Source organism: Algoriphagus aestuariicola, assembly GCF_017254835.1.
GTDB classification, from domain to species: domain Bacteria; phylum Bacteroidota; class Bacteroidia; order Cytophagales; family Cyclobacteriaceae; genus Algoriphagus; species Algoriphagus aestuariicola.
This window is the reverse complement of the sequence record NZ_JAFKCW010000004.1, coordinates 358,056-381,442: the sequence shown is the minus strand read 5'-3', so window position 1 is coordinate 381,442 and position 23,387 is coordinate 358,056. Positions and strand designations below refer to the sequence as shown.

At 48.3% G+C, this 23,387-nt stretch carries 22 protein-coding genes; 9 read left to right on the top strand and 13 right to left on the bottom strand.

Going from position 1 to position 23,387, the window contains the following annotated elements; translation table 11 throughout:
* Positions 1-176: 176 nt before the first annotated feature.
* From J0A67_RS17855 to bshA, 3 genes are all read right to left on the bottom strand, one after another.
* Positions 177-1,007, bottom strand: a complete 831-nt coding sequence (locus J0A67_RS17855; protein ID WP_206570759.1) for a Rossmann-fold NAD(P)-binding domain-containing protein — start codon at positions 1,005-1,007, stop codon at positions 177-179.
* 133 nt (positions 1,008-1,140) lie between these two features.
* Positions 1,141-1,767 (bottom strand): sterol desaturase family protein, encoded by a 627-nt coding sequence (locus tag J0A67_RS17850; RefSeq protein WP_206570758.1) that lies wholly within the window; start codon positions 1,765-1,767, stop codon positions 1,141-1,143.
* Between the two features lie 102 nt (positions 1,768-1,869).
* On the bottom strand, positions 1,870-3,006 hold the full coding sequence (bshA, locus tag J0A67_RS17845; protein WP_206570757.1) for an N-acetyl-alpha-D-glucosaminyl L-malate synthase BshA: 1,137 nt from the start codon (positions 3,004-3,006) through the stop codon (positions 1,870-1,872).
* Positions 3,007-3,106: 100 nt separating this feature from the next.
* Here bshA and J0A67_RS17840 point away from each other — a divergent pair, with 100 nt between their 5' ends.
* The 5 genes from J0A67_RS17840 (at position 3,107) to J0A67_RS17820 (ending at position 8,612) form a co-directional block, all read left to right on the top strand.
* Entirely contained in the window at positions 3,107-4,516 is a 1,410-nt protein-coding gene (locus J0A67_RS17840) for a M24 family metallopeptidase (protein WP_241265245.1), read from the top strand.
* 109 nt (positions 4,517-4,625) lie between these two features.
* Positions 4,626-5,789, top strand: coding sequence for an AIR synthase related protein (locus tag J0A67_RS17835; RefSeq protein WP_206570756.1), 1,164 nt, complete (start codon positions 4,626-4,628; stop codon positions 5,787-5,789).
* Between the two features lie 41 nt (positions 5,790-5,830).
* Positions 5,831-7,192 (top strand): neutral/alkaline non-lysosomal ceramidase N-terminal domain-containing protein, encoded by a 1,362-nt coding sequence (locus tag J0A67_RS17830; RefSeq protein ID WP_206570755.1) that lies wholly within the window; start codon positions 5,831-5,833, stop codon positions 7,190-7,192.
* 204 nt (positions 7,193-7,396) lie between these two features.
* On the top strand, positions 7,397-7,699 hold the full coding sequence (locus J0A67_RS17825) for a DUF983 domain-containing protein (protein ID WP_241265244.1): 303 nt from the start codon (positions 7,397-7,399) through the stop codon (positions 7,697-7,699).
* Between the two features lie 34 nt (positions 7,700-7,733).
* On the top strand, positions 7,734-8,612 hold the full coding sequence (locus tag J0A67_RS17820) for a helix-turn-helix domain-containing protein (protein ID WP_206570753.1): 879 nt from the start codon (positions 7,734-7,736) through the stop codon (positions 8,610-8,612).
* Here J0A67_RS17820 and J0A67_RS17815 read toward each other — a convergent pair.
* Positions 8,601-9,209, bottom strand: a complete 609-nt coding sequence (locus tag J0A67_RS17815) for a class I SAM-dependent methyltransferase (protein ID WP_206570752.1) — start codon at positions 9,207-9,209, stop codon at positions 8,601-8,603. The genes J0A67_RS17820 and J0A67_RS17815 overlap by 12 nt on opposite strands.
* A 132-nt stretch (positions 9,210-9,341) precedes the next feature.
* Between J0A67_RS17815 and J0A67_RS17810 the strand changes: the two genes are divergently transcribed.
* Positions 9,342-10,700 (top strand): acyl-CoA dehydrogenase family protein, encoded by a 1,359-nt coding sequence (locus tag J0A67_RS17810; RefSeq protein ID WP_206570751.1) that lies wholly within the window; start codon positions 9,342-9,344, stop codon positions 10,698-10,700.
* A gap of 54 nt (positions 10,701-10,754) precedes the next feature.
* On the opposite strand, the gene J0A67_RS17805 is transcribed toward J0A67_RS17810, so the two are convergent.
* Positions 10,755-11,585 carry a UbiA prenyltransferase family protein gene (locus J0A67_RS17805; protein WP_206570750.1) on the bottom strand — a complete coding sequence of 277 codons (831 nt, stop codon included), beginning with the start codon at positions 11,583-11,585 and terminating at the stop codon, positions 10,755-10,757.
* Positions 11,586-11,726: 141 nt separating this feature from the next.
* Between J0A67_RS17805 and J0A67_RS17800 the strand changes: the two genes are divergently transcribed.
* A complete protein-coding gene (locus J0A67_RS17800; protein ID WP_206570749.1) occupies positions 11,727-12,362 on the top strand; it encodes a GDSL-type esterase/lipase family protein in 636 nt (211 codons plus the stop codon).
* Between the two features lie 150 nt (positions 12,363-12,512).
* Here the strand turns inward: J0A67_RS17800 and atpG are convergent, their stop codons facing one another.
* From atpG to J0A67_RS17760, 8 genes are all read right to left on the bottom strand, one after another.
* Entirely contained in the window at positions 12,513-13,382 is an 870-nt protein-coding gene (gene atpG / locus J0A67_RS17795) for an ATP synthase F1 subunit gamma (RefSeq protein WP_206570748.1), read from the bottom strand.
* 55 nt (positions 13,383-13,437) lie between these two features.
* Positions 13,438-15,015 carry a F0F1 ATP synthase subunit alpha gene (atpA, locus tag J0A67_RS17790; protein ID WP_206570747.1) on the bottom strand — a complete coding sequence of 526 codons (1,578 nt, stop codon included), beginning with the start codon at positions 15,013-15,015 and terminating at the stop codon, positions 13,438-13,440.
* Between the two features lie 23 nt (positions 15,016-15,038).
* The gene (gene atpH / locus J0A67_RS17785; RefSeq protein ID WP_206570746.1) at positions 15,039-15,602 is read right to left on the bottom strand and encodes an ATP synthase F1 subunit delta; all 564 of its coding nucleotides are present in this window, start codon (positions 15,600-15,602) and stop codon (positions 15,039-15,041) included.
* A gap of 6 nt (positions 15,603-15,608) precedes the next feature.
* Complete coding sequence (locus tag J0A67_RS17780; protein ID WP_206570745.1) at positions 15,609-16,103, bottom strand: F0F1 ATP synthase subunit B; 495 nt, start codon at positions 16,101-16,103, stop codon at positions 15,609-15,611.
* Between the two features lie 83 nt (positions 16,104-16,186).
* Entirely contained in the window at positions 16,187-16,444 is a 258-nt protein-coding gene (atpE, locus tag J0A67_RS17775; protein WP_206570744.1) for an ATP synthase F0 subunit C, read from the bottom strand.
* A gap of 37 nt (positions 16,445-16,481) precedes the next feature.
* A complete protein-coding gene (atpB, locus tag J0A67_RS17770; RefSeq protein ID WP_206570743.1) occupies positions 16,482-17,510 on the bottom strand; it encodes a F0F1 ATP synthase subunit A in 1,029 nt (342 codons plus the stop codon).
* Between the two features lie 19 nt (positions 17,511-17,529).
* A complete protein-coding gene (locus J0A67_RS17765; RefSeq protein ID WP_206570742.1) occupies positions 17,530-17,913 on the bottom strand; it encodes a hypothetical protein in 384 nt (127 codons plus the stop codon).
* A 119-nt stretch (positions 17,914-18,032) separates the two neighbouring features.
* Positions 18,033-18,266 carry an AtpZ/AtpI family protein gene (locus J0A67_RS17760; protein WP_206570741.1) on the bottom strand — a complete coding sequence of 78 codons (234 nt, stop codon included), beginning with the start codon at positions 18,264-18,266 and terminating at the stop codon, positions 18,033-18,035.
* Positions 18,267-18,398: 132 nt separating this feature from the next.
* On the opposite strand from J0A67_RS17760, the gene porW reads away from it, so the two are divergent.
* Together porW and J0A67_RS17750 are read left to right on the top strand one after the other, a co-directional pair.
* Positions 18,399-21,017, top strand: a complete 2,619-nt coding sequence (gene porW / locus J0A67_RS17755) for a type IX secretion system periplasmic lipoprotein PorW/SprE (RefSeq protein ID WP_206570740.1) — start codon at positions 18,399-18,401, stop codon at positions 21,015-21,017.
* A gap of 6 nt (positions 21,018-21,023) precedes the next feature.
* Positions 21,024-23,327 (top strand): penicillin-binding protein 1A, encoded by a 2,304-nt coding sequence (locus tag J0A67_RS17750; protein ID WP_206570739.1) that lies wholly within the window; start codon positions 21,024-21,026, stop codon positions 23,325-23,327.
* Positions 23,328-23,387: the final 60 nt, after the last annotated feature.

Sequence of the window (23,387 nt, the reverse complement as noted above, 5' to 3'; positions counted from 1 at the left end):
AAACGTGACAAGATGGCATTTTTCAGCTGGCAGTAAGCAGTCTCGGCTGGCAGTGTTGAAAAGTCCGATGGGTAAAGTCAGAAAGCTGAAAAAATTTCAATAGCAGATTTTGAAAGGCCAATGAATCAAACGTCTCTTAAAAGAAGCCACTAGAATTTCCAGACCTTCTCTATGTCTTATTGTCCTTGCGGCTGATAGGAAAACTCCAAAGGATCCGAAAACTTAAACTCAAAACCTGTCGCGCGGATTTTCTCGGAGGAAATCAGCCGATCGTTGCCTTCCGGTTCATTCTGGTAGCTGGCAGGAGGTGCCATGCCGGTCTCTTGCGACAGTTTCTCATAGATATCGCGGCGTAGGGGATGCTTAGGCGCGACCCCATTATAGATGCCATTCCAAAGACCTTTCTCCACGATCCAAGCCAGCATCCGGGCGGCATCCTGGCGATGGATAAAGTTCACCCGCGTATGGCCTGCCACATTTTCCTTTCCCGTAAAATATCTCAACGGAATCCGATCATCTCCCAGCAATCCTCCAAATCTGACGATAGTCAAGTCGTAGTTCCGGTCTTTGGCCATCATTTGCTCCGCTCTAAAAATGGTATCATGACCGGTAGTATCGAGGGTTACTGGAAAGTCTTCAGCATATTTTCCCGCGATATTTTGATCGGGATAAACGCCGGTGCTGGAGACGAAAAGCACCTTCTTGACCGTCGATTGGGCTAAAAGACTTTTCAGATACTTGATCTGCTCTAGATGAAAAGTCCCATCTCCCGTGCGGGTTCGCGGCGGAATATTCACAATCAGGATTTCGGAATGGAAAAGCGTGTTGAAGCCTATGCCTTCCGGATGTGGATTGAGGGAAAAGCGATAGGCCTTGATGCCCTCCAAGGCAAGTTTCGTCTGTTTCTCGGCATTGGTGGTAGAGCCGATGACTTCATAGGCGTTTCTCAGCAGGTGAGCTGTCGGCGTACCGATCCAGCCTAGGCCGATGATGGAGACTGAGTTCATTGGGTTTTGGTTTTGCCAAATAGGCGGATAAAACTATGAGGATGGGCTATTAATAAAGAGTACCCGAATAAGAATTAAAATTGGGGTCGGCTGCCACAAGAAACAAAAAACCTCCCCGAAGGGAGGCTTTTGATTAATCTTTTTTAGGCATCGTTCCCAGGAGGATATCCCAAAGAGGAGAACTTACCCCAAAGGACACGTCCGGATCCTTGTAGTGATGGATGGCATGGTTGACCCATAGCACCTTGAAGAAATTTTTTGGGGGATTGTAGGCATGTACAACATAGTGAACGCCGAGGTAGCCTGCGTATCCGATCAAAAAGCCCGGTAGGAAGTAAAGCGAATAAGCCCCCATCAGCAACTTGAAAACGAGGTAAAATATCGCCGCATAGGCCGCACTGACAAAAGGAGGCATCGCTAGTCGATCCTTATCTTTTGGATAATCATGGTGCACTCCATGGACGGTATACTGCAGCTTGTCTTTGATCGGTGTATCGGGTTCCATGTGGAAGAAGTGCTTATGCATCATGTATTCCACGAAGGTGAATACAAATAGTCCGACAAAAAGCACAGGGATCCCAACTTTCAATCCTATCTCAGTCGTAGTTACCGCATAGTAGAATGACACTGCTGAAATGGCAAAAAACATAATGATCGGCACTAGAATGTTGGTTCTGGAAATCTTCTCCAAAATTGGATTAGAAAACATCTTGGCAGAACCGAAATTGTCTGGTTTGTCCAATCTTCCAATCTTTTTCATAGGTAGTCTATTCTGTAAGCTTTTTTATTGGTATTCGCCTCAACAAAGGTAAGGCTTTTGAGCTTTGGAAGACTGTCTCCCGAAATGATTTAGCTCATAAATTTAGACTGCGCTGAGCGACTCGGCTATGGTTCTTTCATAGTAGGCCTCGTATCTTGGCATGATCTGGTGAATGTCAAATTCCTTTGCTCTAGCCAATGCCCGCTCTTTGAAGCCCGGCAAATTCTCTTCGGCAAGGATAAACTTGGCCTTCTCAGTCATATCCTCCACATCCCCCACCTGACAGGCAAAGCCGGTCACACCGTCAAGATTGAGCTCAGGTATTCCCCCCGCATTGGAAGACAAAACGGGCACTTCACAAGCCATTGCTTCGAGCGCCGCCAGCCCAAAACTTTCCTTTTCCGAAGGCATCAAAAACAAATCGGCCACGGAAAGCACCTCTTCCACCGCCTCCAATTTTCCCAGAAAGCGGACGTCATCGCAGGTACCTAGTGTGCGGCAGAGCCGCTCCATTCGGTCTCTTTCCGGTCCGTCGCCAACCAGCAGAAGTTTGGCGGGAATGCTCTTCCTCACTTCGTAAAACACCTGGATAACATCCTCCACCCGCTTTACTTTACGGAAATTGGAAGTGTGAACCATCAGCTTCTCCCCGTTCGGACAGATTGCCATCTTGAAATGTTCTTTTCGCTGCTTCTTAAACCGCTCCAAGTCTATGAAATTTGGAATGACCTGAATGTCCCGCTTAATGTCAAAATGCTGGTAGGTCTCCTTCCTCAGGTCTTCCGATACCGCAGTCACCCCGTCCGACTGATTGATCGAAAAGGTAACCACTGGCTCATAGCTCGGATCTTTCCCTACCAAGGTGATGTCCGTGCCATGTAGCGTTGTGACCACAGGGATATGGATACCCTGTGTTTTCAAGATTTGCTTGGCCATGTATGCGGATGAGGCATGGGGAATTGCATAGTGTACATGAAGTAAATCCAGATTTTCATACTTGACCACGCTAACCATTTTGCTGGCCAAAGCCAGCTCGTAAGGAGCAAATTCAAATAGGGGATAGCTCTTAATATCCACCTCGTGGTAAAAGAGATTTTCGCTGAAAAAATCTAGCCTCATCGGCTGCTTGTAGGTAATGAAGTGCACCTCATGGCCCACCTTCGCCAAACCTTTACCTAACTCAGTGGCTACCACGCCACTACCACCAAAGGTGGGATAACAGACGATTCCTATTTTCATTGAATGCCAATCAGGGCTTTTTTGGATTTGCTTTTAAACACGCTTTAGGTTCGATTTTGTTCAAAATATAAGGCATTTATCCTTCCACTTGTGATTTCCAATGGCTTACATTGCTGGAAAAGTACTTTTTGGTGTCCATCTTCAGGAGTATTTTACGCTATCTTCCAAATACCTTATGAGAAATAAATACCTAATCTGTGCATTCTTGGCGATAGTATTTGCCTGCCAGCCTTCCGAGAAATCAACCCCGAGCCTCAAAAGCCCCGATTCGAAAAATCGCTGGGGCGAAAACCCCTGGCCGGAAATCCGCAAAAAAAGAATCAGCCAACTTCTTCCGGATGCCCTGAGAAACGCCGACGTAGCTTGCTGGCTGGTCATCTGCCGGGAAAACTACAATGACCCGATCGCTACGCACGTGGGAGGGGAAAATGCCAGCGGCTCTGCGGTTTTTCTGTTTTACAATGACGACTCCGGATTTCATTCCCTGGTGTTTTCCCCCGATGGAGAAGCCACCGCGCTGGATGAACTGGACATTCATGAAAAGGTGGAAAGGGTGCCAAGAGGAGAGTCATCTTTGGCCAAAGCCGTGGATTTTGTGAAGTCCAAAGGGTTTCAGTCCATCGCAATCAACAGCTCCGAGGCGAATGAAATGGCTGACGGCATGACCCACAGCCAATATTTGGAACTCGCAAGGCTTCTCGACAGCGATGCTTCGAAGCTGGTATCCTCGGAAGAACTGGTCTACGAATGGCTATCGATCAAGCTCCCGGAAGAGGTGGAAATTCTGACCAAAGCCGCCCAGCTGGCGGCCGATTTCCAAGTAGAAGCTTATGCGATGATCGAACCGGGGAAAACCACGGACGCAGATGTGGCGAAATTTCTAAAAGCCAAAATGGCCGAATACGGCGTCACTGATGCTTGGCATCCCGATCAAAACCCCAATGTCAACTCAGGTCCAGATCGCGGCCATTCGCATGCGACGAATAAAATAATCATGCCGGGAGACGTCATCCAGACCGATTTCGGTGTGAAGCTTTACGGCGTGTGGGTGAGTGATATCCAACGATTCGCCTACGTCCTCAAGGATGGCGAAACTACCGCGCCTGCAGACATTCAGCGCTATTGGGAAAATGGAAAAGCTGGAAGCAGGGCCGCTCTTGCAGCCATGGAACCAGGAGTGAAAGGTGAGGATGTAGATCGTGCCCAAAGAGACTTGATGGATGCCAACGGCTCTCTTTATGTCCCGTGGAGCACCGGGCATCCGGTAGGATACGTTGCCCATGACGTCGGTCCCAACTTGGGTGGGGCGAGACTTCCTACGCCTAGACCCGCGGCGCAAAAACTCCTGAAGGCGGGTATGGTCTTCGCTTTTGACGGCTTCCACTGCTGGAAACTACCAGACGGCACCGAGAAGACAATCTCCGTGGAGGAGATGGCTGTCGTCACCGAATCCGGGGCAAATTACCTTATCGCACCGCAAGAGGAGCTAATCTTGGTGGGGAAAAAGTGACAGGTGACCTCTTTTGGCGTCGATCGTTCGGAAAGGACAATTTTGCAATTTTCCGATCTTTCGATTTTTCAATTCCTTACCTTTGCGCTAACCAAATCTTACCCCCGCCATGAACGAGCGCTATATGCAGCGCGGAGTTTCCGCATCGAAAGAAGACGTCCACAATGCGATTTCCAAGCTCGACAAGGGTCTTTTTCCACAAGCTTTTTGCAAAATCGTAGAAGACACCTTGGGCAACGACCCGGCTTTTTGCAATATCATGCATGCAGACGGAGCCGGCACCAAGTCCTCCCTAGCCTACCTGTACTGGAAAGAGACAGGTGATCTGAGTGTATGGAAAGGAATTGCTCAGGACGCCATCATCATGAATACGGACGACCTGCTATGTGTCGGCGCCATCAACAACATTTTGGTCTCGTCCACGATAGGGCGAAATAAAAACCTGGTTCCTGGCGAAGTCATTTCAGCGATTATCCAGGGAACGGAAGAAGTGCTGCAGATGCTCCGTGAAAATGGAGTCAATGTAGTCCTGACCGGAGGCGAGACTGCCGACGTGGGTGATTTGGTCCGCACTGTGATCGTGGACAGCACCGTCACTTGCAGGATGAGAAGGGATGAAGTAATCTCCAATGACAAGATCCTGGCGGGTGATGTGATCGTCGGGCTGGCATCCTATGGTCAAGCGAAGTATGAGAGCGAATACAATGGCGGGATGGGCAGCAATGGCCTGACCTCTGCCCGACACGATGTTTTCAACAAAGTACTCAAAACGAAATATCCCGAAAGCTTCGATCCGGCAGTTCCTGAGGATTTGATCTACAGTGGAAAATACAATCTGACTGATGCAGCGCCAGGCGCGCCGGTCAACGTGGGCAAACTTGTCTTGTCACCCACCAGAACCTACGCACCGATTATGGTCGACGTGCTCAACTACATGAGACCCCACGTTCACGGCTTGGTTCATTGCAGTGGCGGTGCGCAGACTAAGGTCCTCCACTTCGTGGACAATGTACACGTGATCAAAGACAACCTCTTCGACACCCCTCCTTTATTCCGCATTATCCAAGAGGAGAGCGGCACGGATTGGAAGGAAATGTACAAGGTGTTCAACATGGGGCACCGAATGGAAGTTTATCTCGACGAGCGTTATGCCGAAGAGATCATCGACATCGCGGAATCCTATGGAGTCGAAGCCCAAATCATCGGTCGGGTAGAGCCACATGAAGGGAAAAAAGTCACGATTCAGAGCCCACACGGAACCTTTGAGTATTAAGAAAGCTGGAAGTTCGAAATTATTATAGTCAAACAGGTTTCATGAAAGTCGACAGCCGAAATTTTTTGTCCACTAGCCTAATAAAAGCCCTCAAGATCGTCTTGGGGGCTTTCCTGTTTTTTGTACTTCTTGCATTGATCCTCCTTACGAGGGTGGATAGAAGCCCCATCGAGAGCCATGACTTTTACAGCGAGACGTTCGAACGTCTCGAAAATACACCCTGGCACGGTTCCGACGGCGAAGCTTGGCTCGCAGGCTGGAGCAAAGCCAATGTGACGCCCAGCGCTCCAGTCGACCTCGTGGGCTACGCGCCGAGAGGACCCTATGAGTTTGTACAGGACAGCAGCTATGTAAAAGCGCTCGTACTGAGCAATGGAAAGACGGAAATCGCCTGGCTCAACTTTGAGCTGCTGATTGTCCATCCCGAGCTGGCAAAAGCCGTGGAAACAGGAATCAAAGACGCAGGAATTGCCCCGGACCAGTTGATTTTCACCGCCACACACACCCACTCTGGAATTGGGGGCTATATGCCAGGGCCTTTGGGAGAGATGGCCTTCGGAGGCTATGACCAAAACATAGTCGATATGCTCGTGGAGAAAAGCATCTCGTCGCTTAAAGAGGCAAATTCTACGCTGGATACAGTCGCAATCAGCTACAGAAAAGTAGATGCCGGGAAGTTTGTGGCCAACCGCTTCGTCAAGGGCGGACCGATTGACCCTTTTATCCGGCAGCTGATCTTTACCAAAAAAGACGGGAAAAAGGCAAGCTTTTACACCTATTCCGCCCACGCAACCTCCCTCAATTCCAAATTCATGGGGCTTTCTGGCGACTATCCCAAGTATCTGAATGAATCCTTGGAAGCCGGTAGTTACGACTTTGCTCTTTTCGCCGCAGGCACGGTCGGAAGTCATAGACCCCTTGCTCCTGGAAATACGCCTGAAAAAGTCGAGGACTATGCACTGCAACTGGACTCTACCGTGCAGCAGGCTACGCTAACGGATACTCTCGAAAATCCCCGCATCGCTTACTCCCGCCTTGACCTAGGCCTGCGCGCTCCCCATCTGAGGATATCTGGTGACCTCAGGCTTCGGCCTTGGCTTTTCAACTATCTCTTGGGAGAGACCAATCCCCACTTGGATATTACCCAGATCGGCAATCTGCTGATGATTGCCTCCAGTGGAGAACTTTCGGGTGTTTTTTACAAAGACTGGGAAGAACTAGCTAGGCAAAATGATCTCCAGCTCATCGTCACCACATTCAACGGCGGCTACATCGGCTACATTACCCCCGATGAACTCTACGACGAACACTTTCACGAAGTGCGGGAGATGAACTGGTACGGACCGGGAAACGGCAGCTATTTTGACAAACTCATCAAGCGAACGATAGAAAAAGCACATTAAATCGAAGAGGGGATTTTTGTCCCATTGAAGGTCAGTATAATCCTAATTTGTTCCTGCGTTCTGATCTATTTTTGCAGAAACAGCAAAACAATGGAAAGTACTCCCTCAATCCTCGCGAGTATTTTGGCATGCAAATGTCCCAAATGCCGACGGGGCCGCATGTTTCCAAAGGGAAATTTCATGCACCCTTTGAAATTCTATCTGATGAACAAAACCTGTGGAGTATGCGGCCAAAGCTTTGAACCTGAGCCCGGATTCTATTTTGGGGCGATGTTTGTCAGCTATGGCCTAAATACCGCACTTTTTATCACGGCATGGGTCGCCCTTTCTGTCATCACGCCAGACTATTCCCTGTCTACCCTATTGTTCCTGCTTGGACTTACGGTGATGCTTTCGCTTCCGCTTATTTTTCGTCTGAGTAGGTCTATCTGGATTGCCATCTTTGTGCCCTTCCAAGCGGATGCGGGCAAAAAGGCAAAAGAAGCAGCCGTCCCAGAGCCTCGCTAGTTGCGAGTTTTGTCTGAAATGGCCACTTTCGGGAATGAAGAAGGAGTCCTTGCCGATCTACCAAATACCCGATTTTGAAACGAATCGACCGGATGCCTCTGCATTTTACCATTCCAGACTGGGGAGGCATCTGCATACCCATCACTTTATCCAGAAGCCCCACAAGCACGACTTTTACATCCTTTTGCTGTTTACTGCCGGTTCGGGAACACACGCCATTGACGTACAGAGCTACTCTGTGGAGGCTGGAGCGTTCTTCTTTCTAGCTCCTGGCCAAGTACATTCTTGGCAGCTTTCGGAGGATTGTGAGGGGCATATCCTATTTTTCAGCACGGAGTTTTACAGCTTTGGATTTCCCTCAAAAAACCTCCTTCACTACCCTTTTTTCAGCGCCTCAGAGATGCCTTCACGTCTGCTCCTGCCAGCCAAACAGCAGGTGGATGTGGAGCGACTGTTTGAGGCGATGGAAGCAGAAATCCTGAATCCGGCATCTTCTAAAAAGGAAATGCTCCGAAGCTATCTGGAGATCCTCTTGATCACACTCAGCCGAATCTACGAATCCGCCTATGGACTAAAAACTGAAAATCGGCCTAGCCAAAACAGGCAAAAAGCACTGGAATCAGCGATAGAAACCCACTTTCGGAGCCAACATCAAGCCTCTTTTTATTCGGATCTATTGAACCTGAGTCTCAAGCAGCTCAACCGCCAGAGCAAGACTTTTCTCGGGAAGACCGTCTCACAGCTTGTGATCGATCGCATCATTTTAGAAGCCCAGCGTCTGCTGACTTATTCTGACAAAAATATTTCGGAAATTGCCTCGCAGCTTGGATTTGAAGACCCTTCCTATTTTAGCCGGCTTTTTCGAAAAAAAAGCGGTAGCACTCCTGAGCAGTTTCGCAAATCAACCCGTTGAACCCTGCTTCTTGAGATAAAGCTGCGCGCGAATCCAGCCTTTTCTCCAGACTTTTGAACTTTCTTTTTCCCATGCATCGGAGTCAAAGTAATTAGCGTATTCGGGAAGGTCTTTTCTGCGATGATTGGTAAAGAGCCGAAAGCTGATCAGCATCAAGCGCTGGAGCGCACGTTGAAAGAAAGTAGCAGGCGTGAAAAAATCCGAAAGTATGACCCGACCTCCCGGCTTCAGCGCTGCATGGACTTGACGAACCAGCTCGTCAATTTCGGAATCCAAGAGAGTATCCAAAACGAAGGGCAAAAAGACGACATCAAAGGTTCCGTCTCCCAGCCAATGTCCACAGTGCACGCGAATCCTACTTTTTTTTAAATTTCTGCCCGCCAACTCAGCCATCTTGGCGGAGGTATCCCAATATTCCCCGGTATATCGCCCATCCCAATCCTTATAAGCACTCCCGTCGCCTCCTCCGATGATCAGCGAATGTCTATCTTGGGCAAAGGAAGAAAAACAGGAATTGGCCGCAATCAGATCTTTTCCAAAAACCAATCTGGAAAGAGGCTGATAAAAGGGAGCTAGAAAACCATAGTCGTCTGACATCAGTTAAAATTGTCTATAACAACAACCCAAAACTATTTTTCATGAAATCGAGCATTTTTCCCATGCCTAACGAAGGAGTAATTTTCAGCAATGCGAGATTCCATGTGACCGAAAAAAACAAAAAATAAACACATGAAAGATCTTCTCAAAAAAATCTCCGGTATTCGTCAACTTCTCGGTAGTGTCGATCTGGACCAAGTAGCAAAACTTTCCCAAAAAGTCGATCTCCCCAAGATGGTCGGTCTTGTATCCAAGATGAGTGAAGAAGATCTCAGCAAGATGATGGGCATGCTGAAAGGCGGCGGCAAACCCAAGGAGATTCCGCCGGTCAATGGGGACTTCTACGAACTCGGAAAGATGCTGCCCCACCACGAACGGGAGATTCAGCTTCGGGTGCGAGAATTCATGGAAACGGAGATCAAGCCCATAGCCAATGACTATTGGAACAGGGCAGAGTTCCCCATGCATATTATTCCAAAGATGGCCGAGCTGGACATCGCAGGCCTGACCTATCAGGGCTATGGCTGTCCGGGACATTCGGCTCTGCTAGAGGGGTTTATAGCCATGGAGATGGCAAGAGTGGACACCTCTATCTCCACATTCTTTGGGGTACAAAGCGGCTTGGCGATGGGTTCCGTCTACCTCTGCGGATCGGAAGATCAAAAGCGGGAGTGGCTTCCGTCCATGCAGCGCTTGGAAAAGATAGGCGCTTTTGGCCTCACCGAACCCGAAGTCGGCTCGGGCGTCGCAGGAGGCTTGACAACGACTTGCAAGCGGAATGGCGACTCTTGGCTGCTAAATGGCCAAAAGAAATGGATTGGAAACGCCACCTTCTCTGACATGACGGTCATCTGGGCCAGGGATCTGGATGACAACCAAGTCAAGGGCTTCATTGTCCGCAAAGACAATCCTGGCTTCCTTGCCGAAAAACTCAAGGACAAGATGGCGCTTCGAACCGTTCAAAATGCGCTGATCACCCTGACGAATTGTGAAGTTCCGGAAAATGACCGACTGCAAAACGCCAATTCCTTCAAAGACACGGCAAAGGTTCTCCGAATGACTAGGGCAGGAGTGGCTTGGCAGGCGGTAGGCTGCGGGCGCGGGGCTTATGAACTGGCGCTTGCCTATACCAACGAGCGCAAGCAGTTTGGACGGCCGATTGCGTCTTTCCAGCTCGTACAGGATCTCTTGGTCACTATGCTCGGTGATTTGACAGCCATGCAGACCATGGTCTTTCGGCTTTCACAGATGCAGGACAGTGACGAACTGCTGGATGAGCATGCCTCTTTGGCCAAGGTCTTTTGTACCCTACGGATGCGGTCGATCGTCGATCATGCTAGGGAGCTTTTTGGAGGAAACGGGATTCTGCTACAACACGACATCGCACGTTTTGTAGCAGATGCCGAGGCGGTTTATTCTTACGAGGGCACCAAAGAGATCAATTCCCTGATCGTGGGAAGAGCAATCACCGGGCATAGTGCCTTTGTATAGCTGCTGTCTTTCCGAATCGGAGTATTCAGGGACTATTCTGACGAAAAATTGATATTATAGTAAAAACAGAACCAGCGGAAGGGTAAAGCTCGCTTCCATCTGAACTCTTTTTTGTTCTGGACTAAGATTGGGATGGAAAAAGACCACGTAATGGAACAGCCCCATAAGCAGCAAAATACAGGCAAAAGGACGGTAGAAAGAAGGAAGCAGAATGAACGCCATAAGGCAGCCTAGGATCAGGGCAAAGGCCAGCCTTCGGATCCAAAGGATGAGCAAGGTGGGGGACAGTGTGGAAGCTGCAGAAAAAAAGCCCGCCATCCTGTCCTCATCTTGGTCCAAAAAAGACAGCATCAACAAATTCATAAATGCGACTCCAATGTATATCGGTAGGAAGAGCATTGCCTGCCACACCAGATCTGTGTGTTCGGCACGAAGTACTGGAAGCCAGACGATCCCAAGCACATAAAACAACGCAATGGACAGCTCTTTCATCCAACCCGGGCCACCCTTCCCTACCAAAAGCTTGCTCCCAACGATCAAAACGCCCAATGCAAACGTAAGCTGAAGTTCCCTTCCCCATCCAAACCACCGGTATGCACCGACCAGGCCCAGCATTATGGTAAGCCCAAGGAAGAAAGCTAAAGGCTTTCTGTTCGAATGGTGAAAAGCGCGTCGGGGAGAGAGAGGCGGATTCTGCTGGCGAACATCCATGAGATGGTCCAGCGTATAGATACTCCACACCGCCATCGCGAGCAGGAGATAGACAGGCCACTGGAGGCTGGATAGAAGCAGCCGCTCAAAAAAGAGCATCCCCGCCATAGCGCCAATAGATACGTCAATTGATAACCATGAAATGTATCGGGAGAAAACCTTCAGCAGCTTCATTGGATAAAAATAGAAGTCCGCAGTCGACGGTGCACGGACCAAGTCAGGTTTATAGGCAATATTTTATATTTTGGGGCAAAATAAACCCACATTTCCAAAAACCTATCTTCCATTGACAGCAGACTTTGACCAAAAACATTTATGAAAAAACTATCCCTCCTCATTTCCGCACTTTTTGTCTCTCTTCACACTTTTGCTCAAAGCCCCATCAAAGTAGCCTTTGTCGGCAACAGCATCACCCAAGGTCCAGGTAGGGACAATCCAGATAGCTACCCCTTGCAGGTGGGTACCATTCTTGGGGACGCTTATACGGTGAAAAACTTCGGAGTCAGCGGTCGGACCCTGCTGAAAAAAGGCGACTTCCCCTACTGGAATGAGCCTCAGTTTCAAGAAGCAAAGGACTTTCAGCCCGATGTTCTCCTCATCAAGCTGGGTACCAACGACTCCAAACCGCAGAACTGGGCCCATAAGGAGGAATTCGTGAAAGACTACTTGGAAATGATTGCAGAATTCCGCGAGAATATGCCCAAAGACGGCAAAGTCTATGTGATTTTCCCGGTTCCCGTGACAAGAGTCAACTTTGGGATAAACCCAGAAGTGATGAACAACGAGCAGCGGCTGATGCTCTTCGAGATCGTCCAAAAATCCGGGGCCGAAGTCATCGACCTCTATACGCCACTGATGGACAAACCCGAGCTGCTACCCGATGGTGTCCATCCCAATACCGAAGGCCTCACCATCATGGCTGAGGTGATTGCGAGGGGGATAAGATTGTAATTCGATCCAGACTAAACGCTGAACATCCTGCTTCTTGAGAGGCAGGATTTTTTGTTTCAAGCCTCACAGCGATTTTTAATAAAAAATAGAATTCATAAAAAAACCACAACCCTTGCGGGCTGTGGTCCTACTTTGGGATCTATTGTATGATTACTTTCCTCCGAGGGCTTCGGCACCAGCGACAATCTCAAGGATCTCGTTGGTGATGGCTGCCTGACGGGTTCTGTTATACATCAGTTTCAATTCCTTGAGCAGGTCTCCGGCATTCTCGGTTGCCTTGTCCATTGCAGTCATACGTGCACCATGCTCGGAAGCATTGCTTTCCAATATCGCTTTGTAAAACTGCACTCTCAGGGCCTTCGGTACCAGCTCCTCGATGATGAATTCCCGAGACGGCTCCAATATGTAGTCTGTCTCAATGGTAGCTACTTCATTCTCTACCGGTGCCATGGGCAAAAACTGCTCGGTACGGATGATTTGGGTAGCTACGTTTTTGAATTCGTTAAATACCAATACAACGTGATCATATTCTCCTGCCGCAAAAGCGTCCATTGCATGATTAGCCGCAACGCGGATGTTTTCGATGGACAAATCATGAAACAGGTTGGCATACTGGTCAATCAGCGGGTATTTGCTTTTTCTGTAATATTCGAAAGCTTTCTTGCCAATCGGCATCACCGAGATTTCCGCTCCCGCAAATTGTTCTCTGATAGCGAGGTTGGTGGCCTTCATCACATTGGTGTTGAAAGCTCCGCAAAGACCTTTGTCTGAGGTGATCGGTACCAACAGGACTTTTTTCACGTCACGCTTCTCAGCATACACCAAGTCAGCGCTAGCCTCGGAGGATGCGGAGACATTGTTCAGAATAGCGGTCAACTTCTGAGAGAAAGGACGCATCTGAATGATTTTGTCCTGAGCTCTTCTCAGCTTGGCGGCGGACACCATTTTCATGGCCTTGGTAATCTGCTGCGTAGAGATTACCGAGTTGATTCTTTGCTTTACTTCCTTAAGGTTAGCCATCAGTGATTTGTACTTATAGAAATCCGGTGAGGCTAGCCTCACCGGGGTCTTTCAATTATTTAGCGTATTTAGGGGCCAGTTCGGCAGCTGCAGTGGACAGAATCTTTCCAGCTCCGTCGATGTCGCCTTTCAAGATCAGCTGCAAGGCTTCAGGGTAGGTAGAATCCAACAAGGTGTAGAATTCTTTCTCGAATGCTCTTGCCTTCTCCACAGGAACGCTGTCCATCAAACCTCTTGTAGAGGCATAGATGATCGCGACTTGGTGGGCTACAGAAACTGGCGCGTACTGAGGCTGCTTCAGGATTTCCTGGTTGCGGCGACCTCTCTCGATGGTACGCTTGGTAGAGGCATCCAGGTCGGAACCGAATTTGGCAAAAGCCTCCAATTCACGGAACTGAGCCTGGTCGAGTTTCAATGTACCCGCTACTTTTTTCATGGATTTGATCTGCGCGTTACCACCTACTCGGGATACCGAGATACCCACGTTGATCGCAGGGCGGATACCGGAGTTGAACAGGTTGGTCTCCAAGAAGATCTGACCGTCGGTAATGGAGATTACGTTAGTCGGGATATAGGCAGAAACGTCACCAGCTTGAGTCTCGATGATCGGAAGAGCCGTCAGTGATCCTCCACCTTTTACCAAAGGACGAATAGACTCCGGCAAGTCGTTCATCTGCTGCGCAATGGCGTCAGACTTGTTGATTTTAGCCGCTCTTTCCAACAATCTGGAGTGTAGGTAGAATACGTCACCTGGGTATGCTTCGCGTCCCGGAGGTCTTCTCAACAAAAGAGAAACCTCACGATATGCTACTGCTTGCTTGGAAAGGTCATCATAAACCACCAAAGCAGGACGTCCGGTGTCACGGAAAAATTCACCGATTGCAGCACCAGCAAATGGCGCGAAGAACTGCATTGGAGCAGGATCAGAAGCAGGAGCTGCGACGATGACCGTGTAAGGGAGTGCGCCACCTTTATCCAAAGCTGCCACGATCCCTGCAACGGTCGATGCTTTCTGGCCGATCGCAACGTAGATACAGAATACCGGTTCGCCTTTTTCGTAAAACTCTTTTTGGTTGATAATGGTATCGATCACCACGGCAGTCTTACCTGTCTGACGGTCACCGATCACCAATTCCCGCTGACCACGGCCAATCGGAATCATCGCATCGATAGACTTGATACCAGTCTGAAGTGGCTCATTTACCGGCTGACGGTAGATTACTCCAGGGGCTTTACGCTCCAATGGCATCTCGTACAAGTCTCCGGGGATAGGACCCTTACCGTCAATCGGATTACCCAGGGTGTCCACCACTCTGCCGAGCATGCCTTCACCCACATTGATCGCGGCGATTTTTTTGGTTCTTTTTACGGTATCGCCTTCTTTGATTTCTTTCGAATCACCAAACAATACGGCACCTACGTTGTCCTCTTCAAGGTTTAGAACCATTGCTTTCATCCCATTGTCGAATTCCAGCAATTCACCTGCCTGAGCTTTGGAAAGTCCGTAGATTCGAGCTACACCATCCCCTACTTGGAGGACTGTGCCTACTTCTTCAAGTTCGGCTGCTGTTCTGACACCCGCGAGCTGTTCTCTCAGGATTGCCGAAACTTCATCAGGTCTTACTTCTGCCATGTTATCGTCTATTATAGCTTTTATTAGATTTTACTTTGGTAATGGTTTTGGGAAAACTGAACACGTAGCTCTCTCAATTTGCTGCTCAGTGACTCATCCAGCTGTCGGTCGTTGACCCGCAGGATAAATCCCCCAATTAGATCTGGATTGACTTTCTCGGTCAATTTTACCTCCTTCATCCCGGAGATTTCTCGGATGATTTTGGAAAATTCGGCACGAAGGGTGTCGTCCAGCGGAAAAGTGGTAGTTACTTCCGCTACCTGGATAGAATTGTGGATTTGGTAGAGCACCTGGAATTCCCGGGCGATATCTGCCAACACTTCTTCTCTTCCCTTTCGGCAGATGATCTCAAAGAATGAAAGCGTCGCCTCGGTTGCACCTCTCTTTTCATAAAGTGCTTTCAAGATCGCCAACTTCTTTTCTGAGCTGATGATGGGATTCTTCATCACCAACTCAAGCTCTCTGTTTGACCGGGCCATGGAGGCCAAGTGAAGAAAATCCTGATACACTTTTTCCAATTCACCTCGTTCGATGGCAAGTTCCATCAGAGATTTGGCATAAGCGTATGCGACTCTTTGGTTTGACATGAGGACTTAGTTAAGCTTGATATCTTTTACAAACTCATCAACAAGCGCCTTTTGGGCTTTCTCGTCCGACAAAGTCTTTCTCAGCAATTTCTCTGTTACTTCAAGCGTAAGAATTGCTACCTGGTTTTTCACTTCGGTAAGCGCCGCTCTTTTCTCGGTTTCGATCACAGCCTTGGCATTCTCAATCTGCTGAGCCGCAACTTTGGAAGCCTCGTTTTTGGCATCTTCTATCATCTTTACGGAAGCTTCCTGAGCTTTTTTCAAGATGGTATCACGCTCCAAGCGCGCTTCCTGAAGCAGCTTCTCATTGTCTGCTTTCAGATTTGCCATTTCGTTTCTGGCCTGCTCTGCCGATTTCAGCGCGTTTTCGATACTGCTCTCTCTTTCCTCCAACGCCGCAAGCATGGGCTTCCAAGCGAACTTGATCAGGATGAAAAGCAAACCTAGGAAGCCAAATAGCTGCCAGAAAATAAGACCGGAACCTGGGGTTATTAAATCCATGGATAGATGTGATTTATTTCAGATTGTTCAATAGAAAACAAAGAAAAGGGAGAGGCCTAGCGCCAATCCCTTTCCGTTTTTGCTTATTGGATCTCCGCGATGTTAAGCGCGATCAACAAACAGATTACTGCCGCGAACAAGGAAACTACCTCGATCAAAGCAGCAATGATCAACATTGCACCCTGGATCTTTCCGGCAGCTTCTGGCTGACGGGCAATAGATTCCATTGCCTGACCACCGATACGACCGATACCAAGGCCTGCGCCAATCGCAACAATACCTGCACCGATACCAGCTCCCATAAGAGCGTAACCAGCAGTCAATAAGATAGACATTAACATAGTTTTAGAATTATAAATTGAACAAAGAAATTTCTACTTAATGGTGATCGTCATGCGCGTGTTCCGCCACTGCACCGCCTATGTACATCGCCGTAAACAGCGTGAATACATAAGCCTGAATCGTGGCCACGAGCAATTCGATGATATTGATAAAGGTCACCATCACCGTACTCACCAGACCGATGGCCATAGACTCAAAGATGAAGGCCAAGGCGATGAAACCCAAAATCACAATGTGACCCGCAGTGATCGCAACAAAGAGACGGACCATCAACGCGAAGGGCTTGGTGAACAAACCGATGATCTCTACTGGCACGATGATTAGCAACATCGGGATCGGAACCCCCGGTGTGGCAAACACGTGCTTCCAATAATCCTTGTTGCCACTGACATTGGTGATGATAAAGGTCAGCACCGCCAAGGTCAAAGTCACCGCAATATTGCCGGTCATGTTGGCAGCTCCTGGCAAAAGGCCAAGAAGGTTACCAAACCAAATGAAAAGGAAAAGGGTAATCAGATAAGGAACGTACTTCTTGTACTTAGGCCCGATAGATTTGTGAGCGATCTCATCTCTGACGAAAATCACGATCGGCTCGATGATCGCCGCAGCCCCCTTTGGAGCTACCGCCCCGTTTTTCTTGTAGTGTGCTGCCGCAGAAAGAGAGACATACCCCACGATGAAAATCACGATAAACATCATCACCACATTCTTGGTGATGGACAGCTCAGTAAAACTTCCGCCGTCTACTCGGCCCAGATGGTCATGATCATCTATAAAGTACCCTTCATAGGCAAATTCTTTCCCAAAGGCATGAGTTTCGTGGTTTTGAAAGTCTGAAGACATGAAAAACTCCAGTCCACGGTCGCCTGAATATACGATTACAGGAAGGGGAAGCGTCACATGGGTATGTCCAAAAGTCGCAAAGTGCCACTCATGGGAATCAACCACGTGATGCATGATGAAACTCGTCTTATCTTCTTCTGATTCAGCTGCGAAAGTGGAGCTGGTGAATCCCAGCAAAAATGCTGATAATAAAAGACTTAGGGCCAGTAGTTTACGCGTCATCAACTCTAATTTTTGAGGGCTACTTCGAAATCGGCCGCAAGTTAGACAGAAAGGCGTAGATATCAAAAACTAAGTAGAACAAAAAAACCACAAAGAAATTCCCGATAAACAGAATAATATTCTCCATCCCTGGCCAAACTTGGATTCCAATGAACACGAGTGATGCTATAAATCTCAGAATCATCGCCAAAACCATGATTTGAAAAAAATTCTCGCCAAAGCTTTTGAGCAAAAAGGAGTTGAGCAGGCTGATCAGGAATGACAGAATTACCATAAAGCCTACGATTTCCCAGATCTTTGGATGGACGATCACCGGTATCAGGAATTGAAGGACGAAGATCAGTAAGATCAAAGCTGCTGTAAGGATCAAAAAGCGGATGTGGACGTTCTTGGGAAGACTCATGCTTGAATTTTTCCCAAAAATACCGCATTTGACCGAAATTCAGAAAAACCAACGGCAAGTGTGCACCTGACGCTGTCACGACTACACATCCAACAGTTTCGGCTAGCTATTTGCGACCATTATTTATCCCTCTTCATCGAAAGCCATAGCTGATAAAAGGCCACGAATACCGAGAAAAAGCAAAATAAAAGAATCCATAGCGGGAATTTCATCTCGGACCGCTGCTGTAGCCAATAACCCATATAAGTTCCTGCACCTATGATGCCGAAGAGCTGAAATGATATTCCAACGTACTTCGCATAAACCGGTGGGCCGGTCTCTTCATTCTTTTTCTTTTCAGGCTTCTCGTTCATTTTAGTGAAAGTATCCAAAATATGTATCAATCCGCATTCCAAAACTCCCCATACACATGATTTGACATTTTTTAGCGTTCGGTAAGTGAGCTAAAAAGGCTATTTTGGTACTGAAATTGGGTGTATACAGCGATGAGAAGATTTTCCGGGCTTGCGGTAGTTGTTTTGATAGTGATTGGAGCTTGCTCCTCTGAGCGCAACACCTTTACCAACAGGACATTTCACAATCTTACGTCCCATTTCAACGCCTTTTACCTCTCCGACACCAAAATCAAGGACGTAGAGGCTCAGGTCGTCGCAAACTACAAGGAGGACTACACACAGGTTTTGCCGGTCTTTATCCCGATAGACTCCGCGACCATCAAAGACAACAAAGCAAAACTCGATTCTGCCCGGGAGCTCTCGTCCAAGGCCATTGACTGGCACCGGATCTCCAAATGGGTCGACGACAGCTACTATCTGATCGGCAAGATCGACTACCTCCAGGGACAGCAGGACGATGCCCTCAACGCCTTCAAATATGTCAACAGCAGGAGCAAAGACAAGGACCTGCGACACCGAGCGCTCATCAGTCTACTAAGGCTGTATGTGGACAAGCTCGAATACGAAAACGCAAACTTCACGATAGATTATCTCTCCAAGGAGTCTGAAATCAGCGATGAAAACCGATTCGCCCTTTTCAAAACCCTCGCTTACTACTATGAGACCCGCGCTGACCAAAATGGGGTCATCGGCGCTTTGGATCGTGCAGTCGCTTACGTTCCCGACAAAAAGGAAGAATCAAGAATCCATTTCATCCTCGCCCAGCGCTATCAAAAAGAGGGACTGGATGCCTTGGCATACGACTACTACCGCAAATCTCTCGACGGAAACCCTCCCTATGAACGAAGCTTTTTCGCTACACTCTATGCCCAGCAGGTAGCGGAATTGAATGCTTCGAAAGATCTCAAAAAGGTCAGAAACTACTACGATGATCTGTATAAAGATCCAAAAAACAAGGATCTCAAAGATGTAGTGATCTATGAGCGGGCCTTGTTTGAAGAAAAACAAGACGATATTCCCTTGACCTTGCAGCTACTCCACCAGGCAGTTCGCGAACCCGGGACCAATCCGCGGCTGAAGGGTTATATCTACCAAAAGTTGGCGGAAATCAACTTGGATGAATTCAAGGATTTCCGAGCGACCAAATACTATCTGGATAGTGCATTGACCTTCATTAAAGAAGAGGATCCGGTAGCGCTGGAAATTCAGGAACAAAAAGCCACATTGGACCAGTATGTATTTCATGTGGAACGCATACAACTCAACGACAGTCTCACGGTCATTGCTTCGCTGAGCACAGACGAACAAATCGCCCTTGCGGAAAACTTCATAGCGGCGGAAGAAGAGAGGCTTCTGGCTGAAGCTAGGGCAAAAGAGCAACCCAAAAACCCCAATATCTTCAACAACCTCCTGGCCTTTAGCGGTAAGGACCCAGGAGCAAGTTTCTACTTTGACAATGGGGTAGCCATGCAGCAGGGAGCGATTGAGTTTAATCGCGTCTGGGGAAACAGACCTTTGCAAGACGACTGGCGGAGAAGAGCGGCCATCTTTCAGACCTCCACACAGCAGATACCGAGCTCCAAACCCGATTCGTTGGCTCCTGCTGAAAACCAAATTCTCGCCGGACTACCCACCCTCGAAAGTCTCTTGGAAAAAATCCCAAATACTCCCGAGCAAATCGCCCAGCTCAACTCAGAATTGGAGGAGTCGTATTTCGAGCTTGGAAAACTTCTCTATTTTGACCTCAAAGAGATTGAGCCCAGCATTGAAAATCTGGAAACACTCATCCAAAACTACCCAAATACGGTTCGCAAGCCGGAGGCATATTACTTGTTGTACTTAGGACAAAAGGATTCAGGGGGAAATTTCGAGCAGTATGCCGGGCGACTCAACCGGGAATTCCCAGAGTCCCAATACACTTATTCCGTCAACAACCCAGATGCCGCATCAGGCAACCTTGCCGCGTTGGAATCTTCCAAAGGTTATGAAGCTGCTTATAACGCATATTATGCGGGCGATTTCCAAAGGTCCAGGCAACTCGTAAAATCAACCCTGGAGGAATATCCATTGACGAGAAACACGGAGAAATTACTATTGCTGGACATCATGGTGACAGGCAAGCTCGAAAGTCGTGACAGATTCAAATCAAGGCTGGAATCTTACATCGACAACACCAAAGATCCTGCCCTGGTTAGTTTGGCAAGAAATATGCTCCGACCGATGTTGAGCAAAGAGGAGTTGGCAGCCTTGGCGCCAAAAGAAATTATAGAGGTGGATTCCACGCAGCTCCAAGCAGACTCTACTGCCGTGAATGCCGGAAGACAAGTCCCCGAGGACTCTCCCTATAAACTCAACGAGTCCCAAACTCATATATTTGTGATTGCCTTGTCCCGTTCTGAGACGGATGAGGCAAAAAACCTTCTGGGAGATTTGGAAAATTTCCACGCTGCCAACTATCCAAATGCCCGGCTACGAACCGGAAACATGAATATGAGTCCGGAAAATGCGATCTATATTATCAGTCCGTTCGCCAACGCGGAAAAAGCAAATGAGTATTACCGAAAATTTTCCGAAGAATTCGCATCAGAGGGCCTGCCAGAAAATGTAAAATCGAACGCTTTCTTTATTTCTATCGAAAACTTTCAAACGTTAAATAAATCCAAAAATCTGGAGGAATACAGAACCTTCTTCCGAACCCTATATCAGTAACTTCCTATGTCTAAACCTGCCAAAGCCACAATTCCCAATTGGGCCGGTAAAACGATAAAATACCTCTGGATCGCATTTGTCGGAGGGGTGATTTTCTTCATCCTTTTTGTCTGGATAGTCAGCATCAATTTCCTGGGCTTGTTCGGCTCTCTTCCGGATTTCAAAGCACTGGAAAATCCAGAGAGCGAGCTCGCCTCCGAGCTGTATTCAGCAGACGGCTTCCTTTTGGGTACCTATGCCCGAGAAAACCGAAGTCCAGTCAACTACGAAGACCTATCACCAAACTTGGTGCAGGCGCTCATCGCAACAGAGGACGTCAGATTTCAAGACCACTCCGGTATAGATATGACGGCTATGCTGCGGGTGTTCGTAAAATCCATCCTACTTGGACAGGATGCAGGCGGTGGCTCGACGCTCAGCCAGCAAACAGCAAAAAACCTCTTCAAAACCCGTACAGACGCTTCTCAGGGTGTACTAAGTTCTATTCCGGGGTTGCGGATGCTCATTATCAAGACCAAGGAATGGATAGTAGCTACCCAGCTGGAGAAGGCCTACACCAAAAACGAGATTCTGACGCTATACCTGAACACTTCCGAGTTTGGCTCAAATGCCTACGGAATCAAGACCGCCGCCGGGACGTTTTTCAACAAGCTGCCTTCTGAGTTGAGTGTACAGGAATCCGCCGTTTTGGTAGGTCTGTTTAAAGCTCCTACCTACTACAGCCCTGTTTTCAATCCGGAAAATTCCCTAAGAAGAAGAAACACCGTCCTTTCCCAAATGAAAAAGAACGGCGTGTTAACCGAGTCTGAATTCGATTCCATTGCCCAGCTTCCGATCGAGCTGGACTACCGAGTGAGAAACCAAAACCACGGTCTGGCTACCTACTTCCGCGAGATCGTAAAAGCGGATCTGATCAAATGGACAAAGGAAAACCTAAAGTCTGATGGTTCAGCCTATGACCTTTTTGGTGACGGACTTAAAATCTACGTGACCATTGACAGCCGCATGCAACGCTATGCAGAGGAGGCTGTAGAGGAACATATGACCGACCTGCAAAAGGCCTTCTTCAAAGAGATGGGCAACAGAGAGCCTTGGATAGATGAAAATTACCAGGTAATTCCCAATTTTATCGAGACGGCCGTGAAAAGAACCGAAGCCTACAGACTGCTTAAGGTCCGCTATGGAGATGACACCGACTCGATCAATCTCAAGCTAAACGAAAAGAAGAAGATGCGGATCTTCTCTTGGGAAGGAGAAATCGACACGCTGATGAGCACCATGGACTCGATGAGATATTACAAAAAATTCCTCCAGACAGGCTTCATGAGCATGGATCCCCACACCGGTCACATCAAGGCCTGGGTAGGCGGCATCGACCATAAATACTTCAAGTTTGACCACGTCAAACAGGGCAAGCGCCAGCCAGGGTCGACCTTTAAACCTTTCGTGTATGCGGCGGCTATTGAAAACGGCTACAGCCCATGCTACTCGGTGATCGACCAGCCTGTAGAAGTATATATCCCGGGCCAGCCGGCTTGGAGCCCATCCAATTCCAATAGTAAATTCAGCTACGAAAAGATGACTATCAGAAAGGCCATGGCTCAATCGGTCAATTCTGTCACCGCTTACATGATGAAAAAACTGAGTCCTAAGATCGTCATAGAGACGGCCAGAAGGATGGGAGTCACCAGCGATCTGGAGGAAGTCCCCTCTCTGGCACTGGGAGTCAACGACGTATCAGTCTATGAAATGACCGGTGCATTTGGAACTTTTGTAAACAAAGGAGAACACACGACGCCCTACTACATCGACCGGATTGAAGATAAAAACGGCAACGTGATTCAGCAATTTACTCCAAGGAAGAAACCCGCAATGAGTGAGGAGCATGCCTACCTCATGCTGTACATGCTTCGTGGCGGATTTGAAGAAGAGGACGGCACTAGCCAAGGCGTACCTTGGGCCCTGCGTGAAGGAAACGAATTAGGGGGTAAAACCGGCACTACCCAGAATGCATCAGACGGCTGGTACATGGGCGTAAGCAAAGACCTGGTTTCAGGAACTTGGGTTGGTGGTGACGACCGTGCCATCCACTTTAGAAACTGGGCGGCAGGTCAAGGCGGACGCACCGCTAGGCCTATTTGGGTGAAATATATGACCAAAGTCTATGCGGACGAAAGCCTCGGCTACAACAAAGGTCCTTTTCCAAGACCGGAGCGTCCGCTCAGCATAGAGATCGACTGCGATCGCTATGAGCAAGACAGCCAGCGGTTCGCCGACTTTGATTATGATGCCAAAAAGAACGATTTCTAAAACCAGAATAAGTTATCTCCACATAAAACAGCCTGTTTCACGGGCTGTTTTTTTAATTTT